At 65.7% G+C, this 20,970-nt stretch carries 21 protein-coding genes; 8 read left to right on the top strand and 13 right to left on the bottom strand.

What is annotated here, in order from left to right:
• Positions 1 to 114: 114 nt before the first annotated feature.
• From panB to RB623_RS19515, 3 genes are all read left to right on the top strand, one after another.
• Positions 115 to 975: a 3-methyl-2-oxobutanoate hydroxymethyltransferase gene (gene panB, locus RB623_RS19525; RefSeq protein ID WP_308058611.1), complete on the top strand. Its 861-nt coding sequence runs from the start codon at positions 115 to 117 to the stop codon at positions 973 to 975.
• Positions 972 to 1,832, top strand: coding sequence for a pantoate--beta-alanine ligase (panC, locus tag RB623_RS19520; RefSeq protein WP_308058610.1), 861 nt, complete (start codon positions 972 to 974; stop codon positions 1,830 to 1,832). The genes panB and panC overlap by 4 nt, the downstream gene beginning before the upstream one ends.
• A 131-nt stretch (positions 1,833 to 1,963) precedes the next feature.
• Positions 1,964 to 3,325, top strand: a complete 1,362-nt coding sequence (locus RB623_RS19515; RefSeq protein ID WP_308058609.1) for a Xaa-Pro aminopeptidase — start codon at positions 1,964 to 1,966, stop codon at positions 3,323 to 3,325.
• 68 nt (positions 3,326 to 3,393) lie between these two features.
• Here RB623_RS19515 and pobA read toward each other — a convergent pair whose 3' ends face one another.
• Genes pobA through pcaD form a run of 6 tightly spaced genes read right to left on the bottom strand, consistent with a single transcriptional unit; the run spans position 3,394 to position 8,229 of the window.
• The gene (pobA, locus tag RB623_RS19510) at positions 3,394 to 4,566 is read right to left on the bottom strand and encodes a 4-hydroxybenzoate 3-monooxygenase (RefSeq protein WP_308058608.1); all 1,173 of its coding nucleotides are present in this window, start codon (positions 4,564 to 4,566) and stop codon (positions 3,394 to 3,396) included.
• A 6-nt stretch (positions 4,567 to 4,572) separates the two neighbouring features.
• Positions 4,573 to 5,637, bottom strand: coding sequence for a 3-carboxy-cis,cis-muconate cycloisomerase (locus RB623_RS19505; protein ID WP_308058606.1), 1,065 nt, complete (start codon positions 5,635 to 5,637; stop codon positions 4,573 to 4,575).
• A gap of 18 nt (positions 5,638 to 5,655) precedes the next feature.
• Positions 5,656 to 6,282 (bottom strand): protocatechuate 3,4-dioxygenase subunit alpha, encoded by a 627-nt coding sequence (gene pcaG, locus RB623_RS19500; RefSeq protein WP_308058604.1) that lies wholly within the window; start codon positions 6,280 to 6,282, stop codon positions 5,656 to 5,658.
• Positions 6,282 to 7,007 (bottom strand): protocatechuate 3,4-dioxygenase subunit beta, encoded by a 726-nt coding sequence (gene pcaH, locus RB623_RS19495; RefSeq protein WP_308058603.1) that lies wholly within the window; start codon positions 7,005 to 7,007, stop codon positions 6,282 to 6,284. The genes pcaG and pcaH overlap by 1 nt, the downstream gene beginning before the upstream one ends.
• A 45-nt stretch (positions 7,008 to 7,052) precedes the next feature.
• Entirely contained in the window at positions 7,053 to 7,448 is a 396-nt protein-coding gene (gene pcaC, locus RB623_RS19490) for a 4-carboxymuconolactone decarboxylase (RefSeq protein WP_308058602.1), read from the bottom strand.
• Positions 7,441 to 8,229, bottom strand: coding sequence for a 3-oxoadipate enol-lactonase (gene pcaD / locus RB623_RS19485; protein ID WP_308058601.1), 789 nt, complete (start codon positions 8,227 to 8,229; stop codon positions 7,441 to 7,443). Before pcaD ends, pcaC begins: the two co-directional genes overlap by 8 nt.
• Before the next feature lie 449 nt (positions 8,230 to 8,678).
• On the opposite strand from pcaD, the gene RB623_RS19480 reads away from it, so the two are divergent.
• The 3 genes from RB623_RS19480 to RB623_RS19470 all read left to right on the top strand — a co-directional run bounded on the left by RB623_RS19480 (position 8,679) and on the right by RB623_RS19470 (position 11,229).
• Complete coding sequence (locus RB623_RS19480; RefSeq protein ID WP_308058600.1) at positions 8,679 to 9,401, top strand: GntR family transcriptional regulator; 723 nt, start codon at positions 8,679 to 8,681, stop codon at positions 9,399 to 9,401.
• A 60-nt stretch (positions 9,402 to 9,461) separates the two neighbouring features.
• Entirely contained in the window at positions 9,462 to 10,079 is a 618-nt protein-coding gene (locus tag RB623_RS19475) for a DJ-1/PfpI family protein (RefSeq protein WP_308058599.1), read from the top strand.
• 259 nt (positions 10,080 to 10,338) lie between these two features.
• The gene (locus RB623_RS19470; RefSeq protein WP_308058598.1) at positions 10,339 to 11,229 is read left to right on the top strand and encodes an NAD(P)-dependent oxidoreductase; all 891 of its coding nucleotides are present in this window, start codon (positions 10,339 to 10,341) and stop codon (positions 11,227 to 11,229) included.
• A gap of 158 nt (positions 11,230 to 11,387) precedes the next feature.
• Here the strand turns inward: RB623_RS19470 and RB623_RS19465 are convergent, their stop codons facing one another.
• The 6 genes from RB623_RS19465 to RB623_RS19440 all read right to left on the bottom strand — a co-directional run bounded on the left by RB623_RS19465 (position 11,388) and on the right by RB623_RS19440 (position 17,487).
• Positions 11,388 to 12,485, bottom strand: a complete 1,098-nt coding sequence (locus RB623_RS19465; RefSeq protein ID WP_308058597.1) for an NADH:flavin oxidoreductase/NADH oxidase — start codon at positions 12,483 to 12,485, stop codon at positions 11,388 to 11,390.
• Positions 12,486 to 12,642: 157 nt separating this feature from the next.
• Positions 12,643 to 13,593, bottom strand: coding sequence for an SMP-30/gluconolactonase/LRE family protein (locus RB623_RS19460; protein WP_308058596.1), 951 nt, complete (start codon positions 13,591 to 13,593; stop codon positions 12,643 to 12,645).
• A 111-nt stretch (positions 13,594 to 13,704) separates the two neighbouring features.
• Positions 13,705 to 14,841 carry an ABC transporter permease gene (locus RB623_RS19455; RefSeq protein ID WP_308058595.1) on the bottom strand — a complete coding sequence of 379 codons (1,137 nt, stop codon included), beginning with the start codon at positions 14,839 to 14,841 and terminating at the stop codon, positions 13,705 to 13,707.
• Positions 14,838 to 15,764 carry an ABC transporter ATP-binding protein gene (locus RB623_RS19450; RefSeq protein ID WP_308058594.1) on the bottom strand — a complete coding sequence of 309 codons (927 nt, stop codon included), beginning with the start codon at positions 15,762 to 15,764 and terminating at the stop codon, positions 14,838 to 14,840. The genes RB623_RS19455 and RB623_RS19450 overlap by 4 nt, the downstream gene beginning before the upstream one ends.
• Positions 15,765 to 15,862: 98 nt before the next feature.
• Positions 15,863 to 16,813, bottom strand: coding sequence for an HlyD family efflux transporter periplasmic adaptor subunit (locus RB623_RS19445; RefSeq protein ID WP_308058593.1), 951 nt, complete (start codon positions 16,811 to 16,813; stop codon positions 15,863 to 15,865).
• Positions 16,810 to 17,487, bottom strand: coding sequence for a CerR family C-terminal domain-containing protein (locus tag RB623_RS19440; RefSeq protein ID WP_308058592.1), 678 nt, complete (start codon positions 17,485 to 17,487; stop codon positions 16,810 to 16,812). Before RB623_RS19440 ends, RB623_RS19445 begins: the two co-directional genes overlap by 4 nt.
• Positions 17,488 to 17,726: 239 nt before the next feature.
• On the opposite strand from RB623_RS19440, the gene RB623_RS19435 reads away from it, so the two are divergent.
• Entirely contained in the window at positions 17,727 to 18,194 is a 468-nt protein-coding gene (locus tag RB623_RS19435) for a CYTH domain-containing protein (protein ID WP_308058591.1), read from the top strand.
• Positions 18,191 to 19,120: a CHAD domain-containing protein gene (locus RB623_RS19430; protein ID WP_308058590.1), complete on the top strand. Its 930-nt coding sequence runs from the start codon at positions 18,191 to 18,193 to the stop codon at positions 19,118 to 19,120. The genes RB623_RS19435 and RB623_RS19430 overlap by 4 nt, the downstream gene beginning before the upstream one ends.
• Positions 19,121 to 19,161: 41 nt before the next feature.
• Here the strand turns inward: RB623_RS19430 and RB623_RS19425 are convergent, their stop codons facing one another.
• Positions 19,162 to 20,910 (bottom strand): SulP family inorganic anion transporter, encoded by a 1,749-nt coding sequence (locus RB623_RS19425; RefSeq protein WP_308058589.1) that lies wholly within the window; start codon positions 20,908 to 20,910, stop codon positions 19,162 to 19,164.
• Positions 20,911 to 20,970: the final 60 nt, after the last annotated feature.

Raw genomic sequence — 20,970 nt, 5'->3', positions numbered from 1 at the left:
TGAATTCCGGCTGGCGGCGGTCAAGGTCCTGGCCAGGTCGCATATTCTGCACTTCGCATCTGCACAAAATTATGCCAAGGCCGGCCTGCCGACGAAACTCGGGAGGATAGCGCCATGAGCGTGGCTGGTGAGTCGAAGGCGATAGCCCTGCCCGATATCGCCGCCCGCAAGGGCGGCACGCCGCTGGTTTGCCTGACGGCCTACACCACGCCGATGGCAAAACTCGTCGACCGGCATTGCGACATCGTTCTGGTCGGCGACAGTGTCGGCATGGTGCTTCATGGCCTGCCTTCGACGCTCGGCGTCACCCTCGACATGATGATCCTGCACGGGCAGGCGGTGCGGCGCGGCCTGGTGCGGGCGCTCATGGTCGTCGACATGCCGTTCGGCTCCTACGAGGAAGGGCCGGAGCAGGCCTTCCGCAACGCCGCGCGGCTGATGGCCGAGACCGGCTGCGCGGCCGTGAAGCTGGAGGGCGGCGAGGCCATGGCCGCCACCATCGGTTTCCTCGTCGCCCGAGGCATCCCGGTCATGGCGCATGTCGGTCTCACGCCGCAGGCGGTGAACACGTTCGGCGGCTATCGCGTCCAGGGGCGGGGAGGCGATGCCGACAGGATCAGGCGCGATGCGGCCGCGGTCGCGGAGGCCGGCGCCTTCTCGGTGGTGCTTGAAAAGGTGCCGGAGCCGCTGGCGCGGCGGATCACCGCCGAGATCGCCATTCCGACCATCGGCATCGGCGCCTCGCCGGCCTGTGACGGCCAGATCCTGGTGATCGACGACATGCTCGGACTGTTCACCTCCTTCCGCCCGAAATTCGTCAAGCGCTACGCGGAGATCGGCGAGCAGGCCGAAGCGGCGATCGCGGCCTATGCCGGCGAGGTGCGCGAGCGACGCTTTCCCGCCGCCGAGCATGTTTTCGGCGATGCACCCAAGGTCGCCGGCGGACGCGGGAACAAAGGCGGAGAAGCAGCATGAACGTAGCGATAGCCAGGACCGTCGCGGAACTGCGCGCGACCGTCGCCGGATGGCGCCGGGAGGGCGCGCGGGTCGCGGTGGTGCCGACGATGGGCGCGCTGCATGAAGGGCATCTCAGCCTCGTCCGCGCGGCGCTGGAGCGTGCGGAGCGGGTCATCGTCACGCTGTTCGTCAACCCGAAACAGTTCAACAGCGCCGCCGATCTTGCCGCCTATCCGCGTACCGAGGAGTCGGATGCGGCGAAGCTCGCACCGCTCGGCGCGCATCTGCTTTATGCGCCGGACGCCGCCGAGATATACCCAGAAGGGTTTGCCACCGCCGTGTCGGTATGTGGCGTCAGCGAGGGACTGTGCGGGGCCTTCCGGCCCGGCCATTTCGACGGCGTGGCGACGGTGGTGGCCAAGCTGTTCCTGCAGACCGGCGCCGACTTCGCCTTCTTCGGCGAGAAGGACTTTCAGCAGTTGCATGTCGTGCGGCGCATGGCGCGCGACCTTGACATTCCTGTCGCTGTCCTCGGCCGTCCCACCGTCCGTGAGGCTGACGGGCTGGCCCTGTCGTCCCGCAACGTCCGGCTTTCGCCAGCCGAACGGCAGGCCGCGCCGAAGCTTGCCGCGGTCCTGTTCGAGACGGCGGCGCGGATCGCCGGCGGGGCGCCTGTCGATGAGACGCTTGCGGACGCGCGTGCAGCGATCGTTGCGGCAGGCTATGCCAGCGTGGAATATCTGGAACTGCGGGCCGAGGAGGATCTGGCGCCGATGCAGTCTTTTGACCGGCCCGCCCGCCTGCTTGCCGCGGCCTGGCTCGGCGAGACCAGGCTGATCGACAATGTCAAAGTGCTGCCGGGGCCGAAAGCTTAAGCACCGCAACGGATACGGGGCATAGCCGACTCCCGGCCGACCGGGCGCTCTGGTATCACCGAAAGACGAACCGGGCCAGCGGCGCGGTAGCGCCATCGGCCTTGTGCATCCAGAAGAGGGATCGAGAAGAAATGACTGTCGTCCTCCGCACCGTCGACATTCCGGATTTCGGCCTGCCGGTCGAGCGGCCGGCCATCCCCGCCGCCACCTACGAGGCGCGCTGCGCCACCGCGCTGCAGCGCGCCGAAGCCGACTGGCTGGTGGTCTATGCCGACCGCGAGCATGCCGCCAACATTGCCTTCCTGACCGGTTTCGAGCCGCGCTTCGAGGAGGCGCTGCTGCTTCTGGGTTCGGGCGACCGGCGCATCGTCGTCACCGGCAACGAAAACCTCGGCTACACGCCGATCGCCGGATTGCCGGGCATCGTCACGATGCTTGCCCAATCGCTCAGCCTCATGGCGCAGGACCGAAGTGAGAAGCCCGACCTTGTCGCTGTGCTGCGCGAGGCAGGGCTGGCGGCCGGCGACAGCGTCGGTCTGGTGGGGTGGAAGTATCTGGAGAGCGAAGAGTGGGTATCCGAACGGCCCACCTTCTTCGTGCCGGCCTTTGTCGTCGACGCCATCGGAAAGATCGTCACGCCCGCCGCGCTCACGGACGCGACGCGCGTGCTCATGCACCCGACCGACGGCTTGCGTGCCGTGGTCGATGTCGACCAGATCGCCGAGGCCGAATGGGCGGCGGCGCGGGCGGCGATGGCTGTCTGGCGCATCGTCAGCGGCTTCAGGCTCGGCGACAACGAGCTCGTGGCCGCCTCCCGCATGGGTTATGCCGGCGAGCCGATGAGCTGCCATCCCATGTTCGCCACGAACGACACGTCGGGCCCGGTGATCGGGCTGCGCAGTCCTACCGCGCGCATACCGAAGCGTGGCGACGGCGTGACCGCCGCCGTCGGCTACTGGGGCGGGCTGACCGCCCGCGCCGGCCTGATCGCCGAGCACGAGGACGGGTTTTTGGAACTCGCCAAGGCCTATTTCCGGGGCCTTATCGCCTGGTATGAAACCGCCGGTATCGGAATCGAGGGCGGGGCGATCCACGATGCGGTCATTTCGACTTTGGCCCGCGGTAAGCTGCGGCCGGCGCTCAATCCGGGTCATCTCGTCGGTCTCGATGAATGGATGCATTCGCCGATCCGTCCCGGTTCCACCGACCGGATCGTTTCCGGGATGCCTTTCCAGGTGGACATCATTCCCGTGCCGATGCCGGACGGGTGGGCCTTGAACTGCGAGGATCCGGTGACGTTTGCCGACCAGGGGCTGCGCACGACGATCGCGCAACGCCACCCGGCGCTGGCCAGGCGCTTCGAGGCCCGCCGGCGCTTCGTCGCCGAACAGATCGGCATCGCGGTGAAGGACGACATGCTTCTGCTTTCCGCCATCCCGCTCTGCCTGGCGCCGTTCTGGCTGGCCAGCGGAAAACTTCTCGGCCGAGACTGAGGCGGAGCCGACGCATTGGCTTTCCGCATGCGCGAGGCACCTTGTGATGTCACGTGCAGGAAGGGCAGTCAGCCCGAGAATATGCCCGTGTAGCTTTCGGCAAAAGCAGACGCAGCCGAGACGGAGCGTCTCAAACGGTCGAACTCGGCTCTCTGGATGCGGCGTCCGAAGGCGTCGGTCTCGGGAAGACGATGGAGGATCGACGTCATCCACCAGGAAAACCGCTCGGCGTCCCAGACCCTTGCGAGTGCGCGTGAAGAATAGCGGTCCATGCCCGCATGCGAGCCTTCCTCATAGAATTCGATCAGCGCGTCGGCCAGCATCCCGACATCGCTCGCCGCCAGATTGAGCCCTTTGGCACCGGTCGGCGGCACGATGTGGGCGGCATCGCCGGCGAGGAACAGCCGGCCGAAACGCAACGGCTCGGCAACGAAGGAACGCAGCGGCGCAATCGACTTTTCGATCGACGGCCCGGTTTGCAGCAATTGCGAGGCCTCTCTGTCGAGGCGTCGCCGCAATTCCTCCCAGAAGCGGTCGTCCGGCCAATCCTCCACCTTCTCGCCGGCCGGCACTTGCACATAGTAGCGGCTGCGTGTCGGAGAACGCATCGAACACAGCGCGAAACCGCTCTCGTGATTTGAATAGATCAACTCGTCGGAAACGGGTGGCCGCTCGACCAGCACGCCCAGCCAGCCGAACGGATAGACACGCTCGAATGTCTTCATCGCTTGCGGTGGAACGCTGGCGCGCGAGACGCCGTGGAAGCCGTCGCAACCGGCAATGAAGTCGCAGCCGATCGCGTGGCCGACGCCATCCTTCACATAGCGCACGACCGGCGACGTACCGTCGAATCCTTGCAGGGACACGTCTTCGGCTTCGTAGACCGTCCTGGCGGCCGATGCATCGCGCGCGTCCATCAGGTCATGCGTCACCTCCGTCTGGCCGTAGACGGTAACGGTGCGTCCGATCAGCGCCTTGAAATCGAAGCGGTGCCTTTCGCCGTCGAAACCGATTTCGACACCGTCGTGCACAAGCCCTTCGCGGCGCAGGCGCTGTGCGACGCCCGCGCGTTCGAGCAGTTCGATGGTGCCCTGTTCCAGCACGCCGGCGCGAATGCGTCCCAATACGTGATCGCGGGAACGGCGTTCCAGGATGACGGTCTCGATGCCGTGATTGTCCAGGAGCCGGCCAAGCAACAGGCCGGCCGGCCCGGCGCCGATGATGACGATCTGCGTTCTCATCGCGCTCTAACCCGAATCGGCCGCGGGCCGGAAGCGCAGTCCGTCAATCAATGTGCGTGCCTTTTCGAGCCCTCCAGCAGTCGCCACCACCATCTGCGGCAGCACGAGCCATTCGAGCGTCCACGCCGCTCCTGAGCGCTCGTTCTCATGCAGCAGCGCCTGGTGCAGCGTGCCGAGCAGTCCGGCGTTCAGCCGGGCCAATGCCACCAGCACCTCCGCCGCCACCGGATTGGATTTATGCTGCATCGCGGAGGAACCGCCAGCATTGGTCAGCCGCACCTGGCCGACTTCGTTCTGGGCCATCAGCGCGATGTCCTGGCCGATCTTGCCGATGACACCCGAGGTCAGCGAAAGCCAGGCCCCGAATTCGGCGATGCGATCCCTTTGCGAGTGCCAGCAGGGGGCATCAGAGAGTCCGAGCAGCCTGGCCATTTCGCCCGCCACCGCATCGCCCTTGCCGCCGAACTCCGCCCGCGTGCCCACCGGCCCGCCAAGCTGCACGGCAAAGACGCGCGGTTCCAAGTCACGCAGGGCAGTCGCCTGGCGCTCCAGCGGCTGCCGCCACGTCCGTACCTTTTCCGAGACCGTGAAAGCCAGTGCCTGCTGCATTCGCGTATGCGCCATCAGCGGCATGGCGCCGTCCCGGGCCGAGACTTGTCGCAACACCTCCGTCAGCGCATCTAGCTCGGCTGCGAGTATCGACGATGCGCGCTTCAGGCGCAGCATCAACGCGGTATCGACAATGTCCTGGCTGGTTGCACCCTTGTGGACGGCGTCCGCATACGGCTCGCCAACGGCTGCCCGCAACTGGCGCACCAGTTCCGGCACGACGACGCCGTCTCTTACCAGGCCTTCCGCAAGTTTTTGCCAGTCGGCTTTGAAGCCACGGCAGGCTTCGTCGATCCGGGACGCCGCATCCGGCTCGATCAGCCCGGCCCGGGCTTCCGCGTTGGCCAGCGCGGCCTCCGCTTCGAGCAAGGCGCCGAGTTCCACCTCGTTCGAAAACAGCGCCTCGGCCCCTGCGTTGCCGACAAGGGCTGAGAGAAGCGGTCGCGAAGGCACGTCGGTCATTTTTAATGGGGCCTGAGTTCAGACGTCGAAGAAGATCGTTTCGCCTTCGCCCTGTAGGCGAATGTCGAAAGTGTAGACGGCACTGCCATTCTCCTCCGCGCGCCGGGCCATCAGGGTCGGGATACGTGTCTTGTGTTCGATGCGCGCCAGGACCGGGCACTCGGCATTGGCGGCTTCCTCGTCGGCAAAATACATGCGGGTGTGGAGGCCGATATTGATACCGCGCGCCACGATCCAGAAGGTGATGTGCGGCGCCATCAACCGGCCGCCCTTGTGAGGGACGCGCCCGGGCTTGATCGTCTCGAAACGATATTCGCCGCTCACGCCGTCGGTCGGCTGGCGGCCCCAGCCGGTGAAATGCGGATCGGCCTCGCCGCGCTTTTCCAGCGGACTGTTGTGGAGACCGGAGGCATCGGCCTGCCATATCTCGATCAGCGCGTCCTTCAGCGGCGTGCCGCTGCCGTCGAAGATGCTGCCTTTCACGACGATGCGCTCGCCCGTTGCCCGGGGATCAACCATCGTGCGGCCGAGATCCTCGGAATAGACGCCGCCGATATCCGCCCAATTGGGGGTAAGGCCGATATGGACATACGGTCCAGCCGTCTGCGAGGCGCTTTCCTTCAGTGCGTCGAGCTTCTGCACCATCAGTTGCCCTCCGGACGGCTTTCGAACGGCGTCGAGCGGCGGCCGCGCAGCACGATGTCGAACTTGTAGGCGAGCGCGTCCATCGGCAGCGTGGCGTTGCGGTCGAGCGCGGCGACGAGCTGTTCGATCGCGCTGCGGTCGGTAATGGTGGAGACGATCGGACACTGCCAGATCATCGGATCGCCTTCGAAATACATCTGCGTGATCAGCCGTTGCGCAAAAGCGTGGCCGAACACCGAGAAATGGATATGGGCCGGCCGCCAGTCATTGACGCCGTTCGGCCAAGGGTAGGCGCCGGGCTTGACGGTGCGGAACCAGTAACGGCCTTCCTCGTCGGTGACGGTGCGCCCGCAGCCGCCGAAGTTGGGATCGAGGGCCGCGACATAGGCTTCCTTCTTGTGCCGGTAGCGCCCGCCGGCATTTGCCTGCCAGAACTCCAGCAGCGTGCCCGCCACCGGCCGTGCGTTTTCGTCCAGCACCCGGCCGTGAACAACGATGCGCTGACCGATCGGATCGCCGGCCTTGGCGTAGTTGCGGATCAGATCGTTGTCGAGCGGGCCTATCCGGCTGTGGCCGAAACGTGGGCCGGTGATCTCCGAAATGGTGTTGTCGAGCGACAGCAACGGATACCGCGGCGAGCGCAGGACCGAAGTCTTGTATTGCGGCGTGAACGCGGGCGGATGCCAGCTTCTGTCGCGCTGAAAGAAAGAACCCTCGTCAGGCATATCGTCTTTTCCCTCGTCCGCCGGCACTGGCGCACTTGCTTTCCGCTATTCCGCAGGCCGGGCTGCGATTTCGGCGAAGGCCCTCTTGGCGATCTTCAGAGCATGGTTGGCGGCCGGCACGCCCGCATAGACCGCGACATGCATGAGCGCCTCGCGCACGTCCTCCATCGTCGCTCCGGTATTCGGCGTGGCGCGGATGTGCATGGCCAGTTCCTCGTCATGGCCGAGCGTGGCGAGCAGGGCGATGGTGACGATCGACCGCTGGCGCGCGGAGAAATGCGGGCGCGCCCAGACCGAACCCCAGGCGCCCTCGGTTATGAACGTCTGGAAGTCGCGGTCGAGATCGTCGACCTGTGCGCTTGCGCGGTCGACATGCGCGTCGCCCAGCACCTTTCGGCGAACGGCCATGCCGGCCTTGTAGCGCTCGCTTTGATCAGACATGGCGCGCCAAATGCTCCCCGACAAGCTCCGCAAGCACGTCCGGCTTCTCCACGCACGGAATGTGGCCGGCCCCCTCGATCAGCGCGAAGCGGGCGCCCGGAATGAGATCGGCGGTAGCGCGCACGAGTTCGGGCGGCGTCGCGCCGTCGTGGTCGCCGGCGACACAGAGCGTCGGCGCTGTGATGCTCGCCGCGCCGGGGCGCAGGTCGGCGTCGCGAATGGCGGCGCAGGTTGCGACGTAGCCGGCGCGCGGCGTGCGCAGGAGCATGTTGCGCCAGCCCGCCAGTTCCGTGGCGCGGTTCCGATGGAAGCTTGGCGTGAACCAGCGCTCGAGCACGGTTTCGGCGATGGCATCGATACCGCCGGCGTCGATCGCGGCGATACGGTCGGCCCAGCTTTCCGGCGTGCCGATCTTGGCGCCAGTGCAGCAGAGAACCAGTGCCTTCACCCGCTCGGGCGCGCGCGCCGCCAGTCGCTGCGCGATCATGCCGCCGACGGACAGGCCGACGATGGCGGCGCTTTCGATCGCGAAATGGTCGAGCAACGCCAACAGATCGTTGACGTGGTCGTCGATCGCGCAGGGCGGCGGGGGTGTATCCGAGAGCCCGTGCCCGCGCTTGTCGTAGAGCAGGATGCGGTAACGATCGTCCAGCAAACGCACGACGTCTTCCCAGATGCGAAAGTCGCTGCCCAGGGAGTTGCCAAATACCAGCACCGGCCCGTCCGTCCGGCCTTGAATCCGGGTATGAAGAACGATGCCGTTCGCGCGTACGAATGCCATAGCCGACCTCAATTCAACCCGCCCTCCCCGGTGTCGCACTCAACCGGGTACGGTCGGCACGCTGCGACTCAACCTCGCCCTTCCGCACGATGCTCGAAATGAGCCCAGATGGCCCGTCCGAGGGTGGTGCTTCGCCGCTGTTGCTCCCACCAGCGAAGCGCGCGGGGCGAGCAATGATCTCCTCAAATCGACCAGGCTGCAAGGCTATGCGCCCAGCGAATATTGGGACGCGCTGCGAACATGCGAAACGAACACGGCTGCCGGCCCCTGCCGGCCCAAGGATATTTTTCCGGGGCACGCTCAGGAAGGTCGTGCTTACAGCGCCGCGATGCGACGATCCCGGACGATCGGTGCGATCAGCCAGCCAAGTTCTGATACGAAATCCTATACGATATCGGATTGTCCGGCCTGGGGCATCGTGCTAGACGTGGCACATGTCAGAGGCAACCATGCGTAGTTCGGTGTCCTCAGGGGAACCGGCCGATCTCGGCCGCCCCAGGGCAATAAACCGCCACGGCCTCGTGGACGATGTGTACGAAGCGATCTTCAATCAGTTGATGGCGCTCAGGATCGCGCCCGGCGCACGTATCAACGTGGACAATCTGGTGCGCGACCTGAGCGTCTCGCACACGCCGATCCGCGAAGCGCTCGGACGCCTCGAAGGCGAAGGGCTGGTCGTGAAAACCCACCTGATCGGCTACAGCGCCGCGCCGCAGATCACCCGCCGCGGGTTCGAGGAACTGTACGAACTGCGGCTGCTTCTCGAGCCCGACGGCGCACGCCGCGCCGCCGAAGCCATGAACCAGGATCGACTGCTGGTGCTGCGGCAAATCGCCGACGTAATGTCTGTCCCGCAGGGCGGCGATGAACGCATGCGCTATTCGGCCTTCGCGCGCGAGGATGCCGTCTTCCACGACAAGATCATGGAATTCGCCGGCAACGCGCTGATCCGCGGGACGCTGGCCCATCAGCACGCGCATTTCCACATCTTCCGCCTGATGTTCCACGCACGGGTCACCGAGGAGGCCCTGGACGAGCACGAGGCGGTCATGGACGCATTCACCGACGGCAGCGGCAAGGCCGCGGAAAAGGCGATGCGCGAGCATATCGTGCGGTCCCGCGACCGGCTGCTGCCCGCGTTCGAGGAGGCCCGGCGAGACCAGGCTCGGTAGGACTTGCCGCCTCGGGGAGCAGCGGCATGAAGTCAACGGCAATCGAAGGAGGACTACGAGATGCCTGGCAAGAAGATTCTGATGCTGACGGGAGAGTTCACGGAGGAATACGAGATTTTCGTCTTCCAGCAGGGCATGGAGGCTGTCGGCCACACCGTCCATGTCGTCTGCCCGGACAAGAAGGCCGGCGAAAAGATCCAGACATCGCTGCACGATTTTGAAGGTCACCAGACCTATGTAGAGCGATACGGCCATCTGGCCGACATCAACAAGACGTTCTCGGAGGTCGATCCGGCCGACTACGACGCAGTCTATTGCGCTGGCGGTCGCGGTCCGGAATACATCCGTACCGACAAGCGCATCCAGGCGATCGTCAGGCATTTTCACGACACGCGGAAGCCGATCTTCACCATCTGCCACGGCGTGCAGATCCTTGTGGCCGTCGACGGCGTGGTGCGCGGCAAGAAGGTGGCCGCGCTCGGCGCATGCGAGCCGGAAGTGACGCTTGCCGGCGGCACCTACATCGACGTCAAGCCGACCGAAGCCTATGTCGACGGCACCATGGTGTCGGCCAAGGGCTGGACCGGCCTTGCCGCCTTCATGCGCGAATGCCTGAAGGTGCTCGGCACCGAAATCCGGCACGGCGCGACGCTCGGCGGCGAGAAGGTTGCGGCCTGAAACGGCAAGCGCCGTCTGCCGCTCAGCCGTCCACACGGTGTATCCACGCCGCGTGGCGGTGTCGCCGCCGCCGCGCGATCGACATGCCGACGCGGCCGGGCGGGTTTTTTGAGGACCGTTCGACATCCGGTGGCGTCGCGTCGAAAAGCGGGGGAGGTGGTTCGCGAGCGTGGACTGGAAACCGATGCCGTAGCATAGTCGCGCCCCGGCGCTGCCGAGCGCCGGGCCGAAGGTCGGCCATCCAAATCGGGGGAATCTGATGACGAAGCGTATCGTGTTCACCGGCGGGTCCGGAAAGGCCGGAAAACATGTCGTGCCGTGGCTGAAGGAGCGCGGCGACTACGAAATCCTCAACGTCGACCTGAAGCCGCTCGACTGTCCGGGCGTCAACACGCTGATCACCGACGTCACCGATAGCGGCCAGGTGTTCAACGCGTTGTCCATGCATTTCGGCTTCGACGGCTACGAGCAGCCCGGCGGGCCGAAGAAGGTAGACGCGGTCGTGCATTTCGCCGCCATCCCGCGTGTGCTGATAAACCCCGACAACAAGACCTTCGCCGACAACGTCATCAGCACCTACAACGTCATCGAGGCGGCGGTTAAGTTCGGCATACGCAAGATCGTCATCGCCTCCAGCGAGACCACCTATGGCGTCTGCTTCACCGAGGGAGAAAAGGACTTCCACCATTTTCCGTTGGAGGAGGACTATCCCATCGACCCGATGGACAGCTACGGCCTGTCGAAGCAGGTGAACGAGCAGACGGCGCGCGCCTTTGCGGCACGCACCGGCGCCGACATTTATGCGCTGCGCATAGGCAACGTCATCGAGCCGCATGAATACGGGCCGTTCAAGACATACGCGGAAAATCCGCCGATGCGAAAGCGCAATGCCTGGAGCTACATCGATGCACGCGACCTCGGCCAGATCGTGCACCTCTGCCTCGAGAAGGACGGGCTCGGTTTCCAGGTATTCAATGCGACCAACGACACGATCACCGCCAACGAGCCGACCGAGCAGTTCTTGAAACGCTGGGCCCCCAACACGCCGATCAGGCGCCCGCTGGAGCGTTTCGAGGCGCCTTTGTCAAACCGCAAGATCCGCGAAGTGCTCGGCTTCAGGCAAGAGCACGACTGGCGCAAATACGTCTGAGCGGCAGGAGGCGCGCCGTCCTTGGCGCTCATCGCCTGAGCAGGAAAGCAGGCATGGCATGACCGCCCTGTCCGGCCGCGACCCGCGCACCGGCACCTATTGGCGGATCGAAAACGGCTGAGCGGTTTTGCCGGTCAGCCGGGTTCCCTTTCGGCCCATTAGGCCGCCAGCTCCCACTTCTTCGGCAGGTGCGCGGCGCGGGCAAGCTGCGGCGCGACGCGCAGCTCGTGGCCGAGCACGGCAGCGGCCCGCCACGGCCAGCGCGGATCGGCAAGGATCGCGCGGGCCAGCGCCACCATGTCCGCCCGGCCGGCGGTTACGATATGGTTCGCCTGGTTCGGTTCGTCGATCATGCCGACGGCGCGCACCGGCATGTCGGCGCCCTTGCGCACCGCTTCGGCGAGATGCACCTGGTAGCCTGGGCCCGTTGGGATCTTTTGCAGCGGCGAGTTGCCGCCGCTGGAGCAGCAGATATAGGCGAGGCCCGCGGCCTTGTAGGCCTTCGCCACCTCGATGCCTTCCTCGACCATCAGGCCGCCGTCGACCCAGTCGGTGACCGAGATGCGCGCGCCGAGCATGACGCCGGGCGCCGCCGCCTTGACTGCCTTGGCGACTGCGAGCGGAAAGCGCAGCCGATTCTCCAGCGAGCCGCCGTAGGCGTCGTCGCGGTGGTTGGAGAGCGGCGAGATGAACTGGTGCAGCAGGTAGCCGTGGGCCGAATGCAGCTCGATGAAATCGAAGCCCGCGCGTGCGGCGCGCTCGGCTGCCGTGGCGAAGTGCTCGACCAGCGCCTCGATCTCCGCCTGGGTCAACGCGCGAGGCGTGTGCCAGCCCGTGTCGAAGGGAATGGCCGATGCCGAAACGGTCTGCCACGGATCTTCGTCGGATTTCAGCGGGCCGCCGCCTTCCCAAGGCCGCTGGCACGAGGCTTTCCGGCCGGCATGCGCCAACTGCACGCCAAACTTCGCGCCCGGCGCAGCCACCCTCTTGGCCGCGTCCAGCGCTCGCTTGGCAGCCGCCTCGTTGGCTTCCGAATAGAGGCCCATGCAGCCATGGCTGATGCGGCCGCGCCGTTCCACGTCGGTCATCTCGACGGTGATCATACCGGCGCCCGACAGCGCGTAGCTCATCCATTGCTGCAGGTGCCAGTCGCTGGCCGAACCGTCGTCGGCGGAATATTGGCACATCGGGGCGATCGCGATGCGGTTGGGGATATCAAGCCCGTCAAGCGTGATGGGTGAGAACAGATCTGTCATGAGAGACTCCGGGAGACTTCCGGCTTTTTGTAACCGAAAGTGACCATGGCGCAATGGGTAACTGACAGCAAACGCCAGTTCAACATGCGCTTAGGCAATCGCTCAACGGAAGGTCATAGCGGGGACGCATCACCGTCATCGCCGGGCCGCAACGAAATCACCGACCGTCTCCATAGGCTAAGCGCAGGCCCGGATCTGGCCAGTCCATCGCGATCAACTGGCCCCAGCCGGACAGCGTGACGTAAGCGGTCTTCATCTCGGGACCGCCGAAGCAGATGTTTGTGGTCAGCGGATCGCCGGTCGCCACCTGCCGCAGCAATTGGCCGGACGGGCTGACCACGCTGATGCATGCGCTGGCCAGCGTGGCGACGCAGATGTTACCGAAAACGTCGACGGCAAGACTGTCGAGACGCTGGTAGCCTTCGAGCCCGATGACGATGCGCCCGCCATGCGGCGACGGGTAGGGGAAGCGTTTTGCCCGGCCGGGCTCCTCCAGTTCGAAGGCCCAGAGGCGGCCGGTCTCGGTCTCGGCGACGTAGACGGTTTCGCCGTCCGGCGACAGTCCGACGCCGTTGGGCGTGATCAGCGGGTAGGCGACCTCGACGATCGAGGAGCCGTCGGCTTTTGCGTAATAGAGCCCGCCATTCATCCGGTAGCGAGGGTGGAATTTTCCGAAGTCGGTGAAATAGAAGCCGCCGAAGCGGTCGAAGACGAGGTCGTTGGGACCGACGAGACGATGGTCGCCGTAGCGGTCATAGAGAATCTGGCTTTTGCCGGTCGCGGGATCGAGTTTTTCGATCCAACCGCCGGTATAACCTTCCGGCGTGCCGGGTCTTACGCGGTTGATGCCGTCCTGGCGGACGAACAGGAAGCCGCCATTGTTGCAGACATAGAGCGCGCCGTCGGGACCGGTGGCCAGCCCGTTCGGCCCGCCGCCGAGGTCGGCGACAATCTCGACACCGCCACCGGGCAGGCAGTGGCTCACCGTCTTCCTCTCGATCTCGACGAGATAGACCGAGCCGTCGACGAGGGCGACCGGCCCCTCGGGAAAGTGCAGGCCCTCTGCGACGATTTTTCGACCCTCACCCGAGGCAACGACTGACGGCATTGGCGGTTCCTTGTCGATCTCTCTGGGGGACAGGTTTTGCCCTATGCCGCGCCGAAGGAAAAGTCGTCGTCGCTCCTGACGAACAGGTCCGCATCCAAAACCTTTGTCGACTCAATCTAGCGTTCGTCTGAAGCGTAGCAGCGCCATGGCGGCGAAGACGACGACGAACACCGATAGCGCCGCGACCTCCGCGCCGATGGCCGGCCAGTCGGCGCCCTTCAGCATCACCGCGCGGGTGACGCGCAAAAAATGCGTGAGCGGCAGGATCTCGCCGAGCGCCTGCGCCCATTGCGGCATGCCGCGATAGGGGAACATGAAACCCGACAGCAGGATCGACGGCAGGAAGAAGAAGAAGGTGAGCTGCAGCGCCTGCATCTGCGTGCGCGCCACGGTGGAGATGGTGTAGCCGAGCAGCACCAGTGCCATGACGAAGACGAAGATGGCGCCTGTCAGCAGCCAGATCGAGCCGATGAACGGCACCGAGAACAGCAGTTTCGCCGCGGCAAGAACCACGACCACCTGCACTGCGCCGACGACCAGATAGGGCAGCACTTTCCCCAGCATGATCTCGACCGGCGAGGCGGGCATGGCAAGCAGGTTTTCCATGGTGCCGCGCTCGGTCTCGCGGGTAAGCGCGATCGACGTCATCATCACCAGCGTCATCTGCAATATGACGCCGAGCAGGCCGGGCACGATGTTGTATTGCGAGATGCCCTCCGGGTTGTAGCGGCGGTGGACGACCACCTCGAGTTGATCGGCCGCAGTCTCGGCGGCGACCGCCTCCATGCCTTGCTCGCGCAGCAGCGCCTGGCTGGCGACGGTGCCCAGCGTCGAGATGGCGTTGCCGGCGGCGGACGGGTCGGTGGCGTCGGCCTCGATGAGGATCTGCGGACGGTCGCCCCGGTCGACGCGGCGGCGGAAGTCGGAGGGGATGGTGACGACGAAGGAGACGTCGCCTTTTGCCATCAGCTCTTCCGCCTCGGCGGCGCTGGCGGCGACAGTGACGAAGCGGTAGTAGCCGGTGGTCTCCAGCGCCGACACCATCGCGCGCGTGTACTGGTCCTGGCTGGTGGCGACGAGGGCAGCCGGCAGCGTCTTCGGGTCGCTGTTGATGGCATAGCCGAACAGCACGAGCTGGATGAGCGGCACGCCGAGCATCATGGCGAAGGTGATGCGGTCGCGCCGCATCTGGATGAATTCTTTGGTGAGCAGCGCGCCGAGCCGGGCGAAGGAGAAGATGGCGTTCATTGCATGTTGTCCTGCGAGCCGGACATGAATTTTATGAACACGTCCTCCAGACTGGTCTCGCCGAGGCTGACGGTGATGTTTTCGCGCTGGGAGAGCGGTGCCAGCGCCTGTTTCAGCAATTTCGCGTCGGAGCCGACGACATGCAGCGTCGTGCCGAAGGGGGCGATCTGCTCGACGCCGGGTTTTCCCTCCAGCTCGGCCGCGACCTCGTTGAGGCGCTCGCCCTCGATCACGAAGGTGGTCAGCGCTGCGTTGTCGACGACCTCGGCGACCGTGCCGGAGGCGAGCATCTTGCCATAGGCGATGTAGCTGATGCGGTGGCAGCGCTCGGCCTCGTCCATGTAATGGGTGGAAACCAGCACGGTGAGGCCGCCGCGGGCCAGCCGGTGGATTTCGTCCCAGAACTCGCGCCGAGCCTTGGGGTCGACACCGGCGGTCGGCTCGTCGAGCAAGAGCAGCTTCGGCTTGTGCATGATGCAGGCTGCAAGCGCCAGCCGCTGCTTCCAGCCGCCGGACAGTGTGCCGGCTAACTGATCGCGCCGCGAGGTCAGTCCGAGCTCTTCCAAAGTGCGGCCGACATGGTCCTCGACCGGCTTCAGCCGATAGAGCCGCGCCACGAATTCGAGATTTTCGGCAATCGTAAGATCCTCGTAGAACGAGAATTTCTGGGTCATGTAGCCGACCTCGCGCTTGATCTGCAGCGCCTCGGTGCGGAGGTTGTAACCCAGCACCTCCCCCTCGCCCTCGTCGGGGGTCAGCAGGCCGCACATGATGCGGATGGTGGTGGTTTTGCCGGAACCGTTGGGCCCGAGGAAGCCGACGATCTCGCCCTCCGCGACGTCCATCGACACGTGGTCGACGACGGTTTTCGTGCCGAAGCGCCTGACCAGGTTGCGGACGGAAATGGCGAGGGGGGTGGACATAGTGTTTCCTTCGGAAACGAGCGAATAGCGAATAGGGAGTAACGAATAGGGAAGGATTCCATTGACTTGGCCGAGACGAGACTGATCCTCGCTATTCGCTATTCGCTATTCGCTAAATCCACATCGACGATCTGCCCCGGCTGCAGCATCGTCGCGTCGCCGTCTGGCCGGGCTTCGACGAGGTAGACGAGCTTCTGGCGGGTCTCGAGCGAATAGATCACCGGCGGCGTGAACTCCGGGTCGGGCGAGACGTAGCTGACGCGAGCGGTGAGCCCTTCCGGGCAGCCGTCGCATCGCACTGCCAGTTCCGAGCCGATCCTGATTGACGAGAACGACGCCTCGGGGACGTAGACCTTCAGTTTTACCGCGCCGTCAGGCAGCATGGAGATGACCGGCGCGGTCGGGCCGGCGACGTCGCCCGGATTGCGGATGATGTCGTCGACTCGGCCCGCCGCTGGCGCGCGGACATCCCGTTTGCCGAGCCGCCAGTTGGCCTGGTCGAGCTCCGCCCGTGCCTGCTTCACCCGGTGTTCGGCGGCCCTGATTTCTTCAGGGCGAGCGGGCAGACCGCCCACTGCGAGATTGGCCTTGGCCTGGCCTACCTCGGCGTCGGCGGTCTGCACGGCCGTCGCCGCCTTGTCGTATTCGGCCTTGGTGGCGATTGCCTTTTCCATCAGGTCGCTGGCGCGGCCAAGCACACGCTTGGCCTCGGCCGCCTGCGCTTCCGCCGATGTGACCGCCGCCTCCAGAACGGCTATCTCTTCCGGCCGCTTGCCGAGTTGAAGGTTGGCAAGCTGCGCCTCGGCCTGGGCGAGTGCCGCTTCTGCTTGGGCGACGGCGATCTTTGCGTCGCCGCTCTCCAGCGTGGCCAGCGGCTTGCCGGGTTCGACGCGGTCGCCGCGGCGGACCAGCACGGTCTCGACCTCGGCCACCTCGATCGGCGCCAGCAGAACGAACTCGCCCTCGACGTAGCCGACCGCCAGCGGCGGCGGGCCGCTACAGGAGGCGAACAGCGAGGCGGCGAACGGGATGGAACAGAGGAAACTCATGACTGGCCGCCTTTCCGGGCCGTGAGGATTGCGTCGAGATTGCTTTTGACCACGTCGACGATCTGCGCCGACTCTTGCGGGCCGATGTCGCTCCAGCCCATGCGGCGCATCACCGGCTCGCGGGCGATGCGGAAGTAGACGACCTGGCCGATCAGGGTGAAGATGGTGATCCGGGTGCGGGGGCTCTCGGCGGGCTCGCCGGTCGCCACCTCCCAGATGCGGCAGAGGCGCTTGTGCGTCGGCTCGAAGACGCCGGCATAGATGCGGTCGAGCGCCTCGGTCGGATGGGCGAGCTCGCGCAGCATGAACTGAACGATCTCGCCTGCCTCCGGCCGCGCTACCAGGAAGCCAACCATGCGCTCCACCGCCGCCGCAAGCTGGCGGAGCGCGATTTCGCGGTCCATGCCTGTGTCGAGCGACTGGTCGATGTTGCCGAGCACCGATCCGGCGATCCCCTGGATCGTCGCGACGATGTAATCGGCGGCGGCGATGCGCAGCCCCTCCTTACCGCCGAAATGATAGGCGATGGAGCCGATGTTGGCGTTGGCGGCGGCCGCCACCTCGCGTGTCGAGGTGCCGTCGAAACCTTTCTGGCCGAACAGCCGCAAGGCGGACAGCACCAGCGCCTCGCGGGTCTGGTCGGCGGTGGAAGTGGAGATCGCTTTCTCGTTCATACATCATGTTTAATCAATCGATCGATTAAAGTCAAGCAGTACTTGCGATGGGGGGCAAGCTGACATACAGACTGCGCCGAGTGGGTGCGGCGGAAGGAACGAATGGACGCTTTGGCGACCACGAACGTTTTGCGCGGGAGAGCGGCCCGCCCGCTCCGACATTCCGGCGACGACAGAAAACAGCATGCGCCTTGATGGCCGGCCTGGCGCCGCCCTCGAACAGCGGCATGGATAGTTTCATGGCCAAGGAGATCGAGCGAAAATTCCGGATCCGGGACGAGTCCTGGCAGGCGGAGGCGGAGCCGCCAAAAGCGTTCCGGCAATTCTACCTGGCGGTCGGGCCGGAGCGCAGCATCCGCGTGCGTATCGTAGGCGACAGCGCGGCCTGGCTGACCGCCAAGTTCGGCAGGACGCCGGTGCGCGACGAGTTCGAATATCCGATCCCGCTGGCCGATGCCTGCGAGATGGAAAATTTCGCGGTGGGCGCGGTGATCCTCAAGCAGCGCCACATCGTCAGCCATGGCGGCTACCACTACGAGGTCGACGTGTTCTCCGGCGCCCTGCAAGGGCTGGTGCTGGCCGAACTGGAGACGCCCGACACGGTACCCGACGACCGCCTGCCCCGTTGGCTGGGGGCCGAGATCACCGGCGACAGCCGATACTCCAATGCCATGCTCGCCCTTAACGGAAGACCGGACGCGACATGACCTCGCCGATCGACCCGCGCGAGCCATTTCCGGTCGAAATCCGGCGGATCGTCTCCGACGAGACCAGCAAGGCGGTTGCGGCACTCGAGACGGCGCGCACGGACCCCAGAAAAGGATTTCACGAGTGTCGCAAGGCCATCAAGCGATTGAGGGCGGTGTGGCGGCTGATCCGCAGCGGCGACGAGCCTTATTGCCGGGTGCAGGATGCACGCCTGCGAGACACCGCGCGCCTGCTCGCCGGCCCGCGCGAGGCGAGTGCCCTGGTCGAGACAGCAGAACGGCTGGCAAAAGCCGCAAGGAACAAGGAAGAGGCCCGGGCGGTGGCAGTGCTGCAGGCCAGGCTGGAAGCACGGCGCAGCGCCAGCCTCGAAACCGCACTCGGCGGCCGGACGGTCGCCGACGCGACCGCGGCCCTTTCCCGACTCGACTTCACCGCCCTGCGCCTGCCGGAGGCGTTCGAGGACGCCGCCGAAATTCTTCGGACCGGCGCGCGAAAGGCCATGCGCCGCGCCGATCTTGCGCTGAAGGCAACCCGGGAGACCGGCAAGGCCGAGGCCTTCCATGATCTGCGCAAGGCGGTCAAGGCGCTCGACATGCAGACCCGGCTGCTCAAATCGGTATGGCCCGCCATGGGCAAGCGCGACCGCAAGGCGATGGAAGCCTTCGGCGAGCGGCTTGGCGAACTAAACGATCTCAATGTGATGGACGACCTGCTTGCGGCCGAAGGCGCCGAACTGGTCGGAGAGGAAAAAACCGCCCTGCTGCGCGACCTGATCGCGGCGGGTGCACGGAAACTCCGGCGCCGCTGTCTGCGCGACGCCGGCAAGCTGCTGGAGCAGCGCCCCGCCCCGGTCGCCCGCAAGATCGGCAACCGCTATTTCCGCCGCGCCGAGAAGGCTTTCCGGCATCGCGACATGGCGGCGTGAAGCGGTCGCGCCAACATTAGCATCGAAGGGCTTTGTGTGCGTCAGGCCGTGGGGACCTGCGGAAGGCGTTCCAGTCTTGCTGCCTCGGTCCGCAGTTGTGTCTGCACGCCGGCGATCGTCGTCTTGTAGCGGACATGCGGCGGGCGCACACCGTGAGCGAACAGCATGCGTCGCACTTGGGGCGCCGCCCCGGCGATGAAGACCCGCACGCCGCCGCGCCTGGCCTTGCGCACTGCACCCTCGATGACGTTGGCGGCGGTGGAATCGAGGAAGGGCACCGCCGAGCAGTCCAGGACAAAGGTTTTGCGCTGGTCGGCGATGCGGTCGAGCACCGCGCCGACTGTGGAGGCCGCGCCGAAGAAGAAGGCGCCGGAAATGCGATAGATCACGGTGTCCGGATTGCTCGCCTGGTCGGCATCGTAGGCCACGCGATCGCCATTGACGTCGTCGGGCACATCCTCGCGCACCAGCGGCGCATGCGCGTCGACAGCGACTGTTTTTGCCATCCGGTCGATGAACAGCACGGAGCCGAGAAGGAATCCGACGACAATGCCTTCCGTCAGGTCGTGGAAGATGACGAGGCCGAAGGTGACCAGCAACACGACCGCATCGCCCCAGGAGGAGCGGATCAGGGCGCGGAACGCATCCTTCTCGACCATGTTCCACGCGACAACCGCGAGCACGCCGGCCAGCGCGGAAAGCGGGATGGCGCTCGCGAGCGGCGCGGCGACCAGCATGAACAGCAGCAGGAACCCGGCGTGCAGCATGCCGGAAACAGGTCCGTGCGCGCCGGCCCGCACATTGGTGGCGGTGCGGGCGATGGTGCCGGTGGCGCAGATGCCGCCGAACAGCGCCGACCCGATATTGGCGAAACCTTGTGCGACCAGTTCGCAGTTGGAGCGGTGGCGGCGCCCGGTCATGCCATCGGCAACGACCGCCGAGAGCAGCGATTCGATGGCACCCAGTAGCGCGAAGGCGATGGCGTCGGGCAGCACGGCCTGCACCTTGTCGAGGCTGAGCGGCGGCAGCGAAGGCAGCGGCAGGGTGCGCGGAATGCCGCCATAGCGCGTGCCGATGGTCTCCACCGGCAGCGACAGCAGCGTGGTGGCCGCTGCGGCCGCTGCTACTGCGATCAGCATGCCCGGCCAGCCCGGGCGCAGGCGCTTCAGCACGACGATCACGGCAACGGTAAGCAATGCCACGCCGGCGGCGGCCGGATTGATTGTGTCCGCCGCATTCGCCAAAGCGACCAATTTCGGCAAAAGTTCGCCCGGCTCCTTGCCGGGAAGCGTCATGCCGAAGAGTTCGCTCAGCTGGCTGGCGAAGATGATGACGGCGATGCCGGCGGTAAAGCCCACCGTGACGGGGTAAGGGATGAGTTTTATGTAGGTGCCGATCCTGAGATAGCCGATCGCCAGCAGGAAGATACCGGCCATGAGCGTCGCCAGCAGCAGGCCGTCGACGCCGTTGCGATCGACGCAGGCGGCGACCAGCACGATGAAGGCGCCGGCGGGGCCGCCGATCTGGAAGCGGCTGCCGCCAAGCGCCGAGATGAGGAAGCCGCCGACGATTGCCGTGAACAGGCCGCGATCGGGCGAGACGCCCGAGGCGATGGCGATCGCCATGGAGAGCGGCAGGGCTACGATCGCCACCGTCAGCCCGGCAACGGCGTCGGCCCTGAATTGCGACGGTCCGTAACCCTCGCGCAGTACTGTTATCAGCTTGGGCGTGTAGAGCGCGGCGAATGACGGTCGCGCCGCCTCTCCAACCGGAACCGTATCTGCCTTCATGCCTTCACTCCGAAGGCGGCGGGATCGTCGGCTCAGGAACCAAGCCAGGTCGGCGGTCGC

Origin of the sequence: Mesorhizobium sp. LHD-90 (assembly GCF_030929505.1) — a bacterium.
In the GTDB taxonomy this organism is placed as follows: domain Bacteria; phylum Pseudomonadota; class Alphaproteobacteria; order Rhizobiales; family Rhizobiaceae; genus Kumtagia.
The sequence above is the reverse complement of the archived record's forward strand: the minus strand, read 5'-3'. Positions and strand labels throughout refer to the sequence as shown.

What these genes read in the sequence shown, in the direction of transcription:
- pobA (WP_308058608.1), bottom strand. Translation starts at nt 4,566, where the DNA reads ATGAGAACGCAGATCGTCATCATCGGCGCCGGGCCGGCCGGCCTGTTG.
- RB623_RS19505 (WP_308058606.1), bottom strand. Translation starts at nt 5,637, where the DNA reads ATGACCGACGTGCCTTCGCGACCGCTTCTCTCAGCCCTTGTCGGCAAC.
- pcaG (WP_308058604.1), bottom strand. Translation starts at nt 6,282, where the DNA reads ATGGTGCAGAAGCTCGACGCACTGAAGGAAAGCGCCTCGCAGACGGCT.
- pcaD (WP_308058601.1), bottom strand. Translation starts at nt 8,229, where the DNA reads ATGGCATTCGTACGCGCGAACGGCATCGTTCTTCATACCCGGATTCAA.
- RB623_RS19435 (WP_308058591.1), top strand. Translation starts at nt 17,727, where the DNA reads ATGGCCAAGGAGATCGAGCGAAAATTCCGGATCCGGGACGAGTCCTGG.
- RB623_RS19430 (WP_308058590.1), top strand. Translation starts at nt 18,191, where the DNA reads ATGACCTCGCCGATCGACCCGCGCGAGCCATTTCCGGTCGAAATCCGG.
- RB623_RS19480 (WP_308058600.1), top strand. Translation starts at nt 8,679, where the DNA reads ATGCGTAGTTCGGTGTCCTCAGGGGAACCGGCCGATCTCGGCCGCCCC.
- RB623_RS19465 (WP_308058597.1), bottom strand. Translation starts at nt 12,485, where the DNA reads ATGACAGATCTGTTCTCACCCATCACGCTTGACGGGCTTGATATCCCC.
- RB623_RS19475 (WP_308058599.1), top strand. Translation starts at nt 9,462, where the DNA reads ATGCCTGGCAAGAAGATTCTGATGCTGACGGGAGAGTTCACGGAGGAA.
- RB623_RS19470 (WP_308058598.1), top strand. Translation starts at nt 10,339, where the DNA reads ATGACGAAGCGTATCGTGTTCACCGGCGGGTCCGGAAAGGCCGGAAAA.
- panC (WP_308058610.1), top strand. Translation starts at nt 972, where the DNA reads ATGAACGTAGCGATAGCCAGGACCGTCGCGGAACTGCGCGCGACCGTC.
- RB623_RS19460 (WP_308058596.1), bottom strand. Translation starts at nt 13,593, where the DNA reads ATGCCGTCAGTCGTTGCCTCGGGTGAGGGTCGAAAAATCGTCGCAGAG.
- pcaC (WP_308058602.1), bottom strand. Translation starts at nt 7,448, where the DNA reads ATGTCTGATCAAAGCGAGCGCTACAAGGCCGGCATGGCCGTTCGCCGA.
- pcaH (WP_308058603.1), bottom strand. Translation starts at nt 7,007, where the DNA reads ATGCCTGACGAGGGTTCTTTCTTTCAGCGCGACAGAAGCTGGCATCCG.
- panB (WP_308058611.1), top strand. Translation starts at nt 115, where the DNA reads ATGAGCGTGGCTGGTGAGTCGAAGGCGATAGCCCTGCCCGATATCGCC.
- RB623_RS19455 (WP_308058595.1), bottom strand. Translation starts at nt 14,841, where the DNA reads ATGAACGCCATCTTCTCCTTCGCCCGGCTCGGCGCGCTGCTCACCAAA.
- RB623_RS19450 (WP_308058594.1), bottom strand. Translation starts at nt 15,764, where the DNA reads ATGTCCACCCCCCTCGCCATTTCCGTCCGCAACCTGGTCAGGCGCTTC.
- RB623_RS19515 (WP_308058609.1), top strand. Translation starts at nt 1,964, where the DNA reads ATGACTGTCGTCCTCCGCACCGTCGACATTCCGGATTTCGGCCTGCCG.
- RB623_RS19445 (WP_308058593.1), bottom strand. Translation starts at nt 16,813, where the DNA reads ATGAGTTTCCTCTGTTCCATCCCGTTCGCCGCCTCGCTGTTCGCCTCC.
- RB623_RS19440 (WP_308058592.1), bottom strand. Translation starts at nt 17,487, where the DNA reads ATGAACGAGAAAGCGATCTCCACTTCCACCGCCGACCAGACCCGCGAG.
- RB623_RS19425 (WP_308058589.1), bottom strand. Translation starts at nt 20,910, where the DNA reads ATGAAGGCAGATACGGTTCCGGTTGGAGAGGCGGCGCGACCGTCATTC.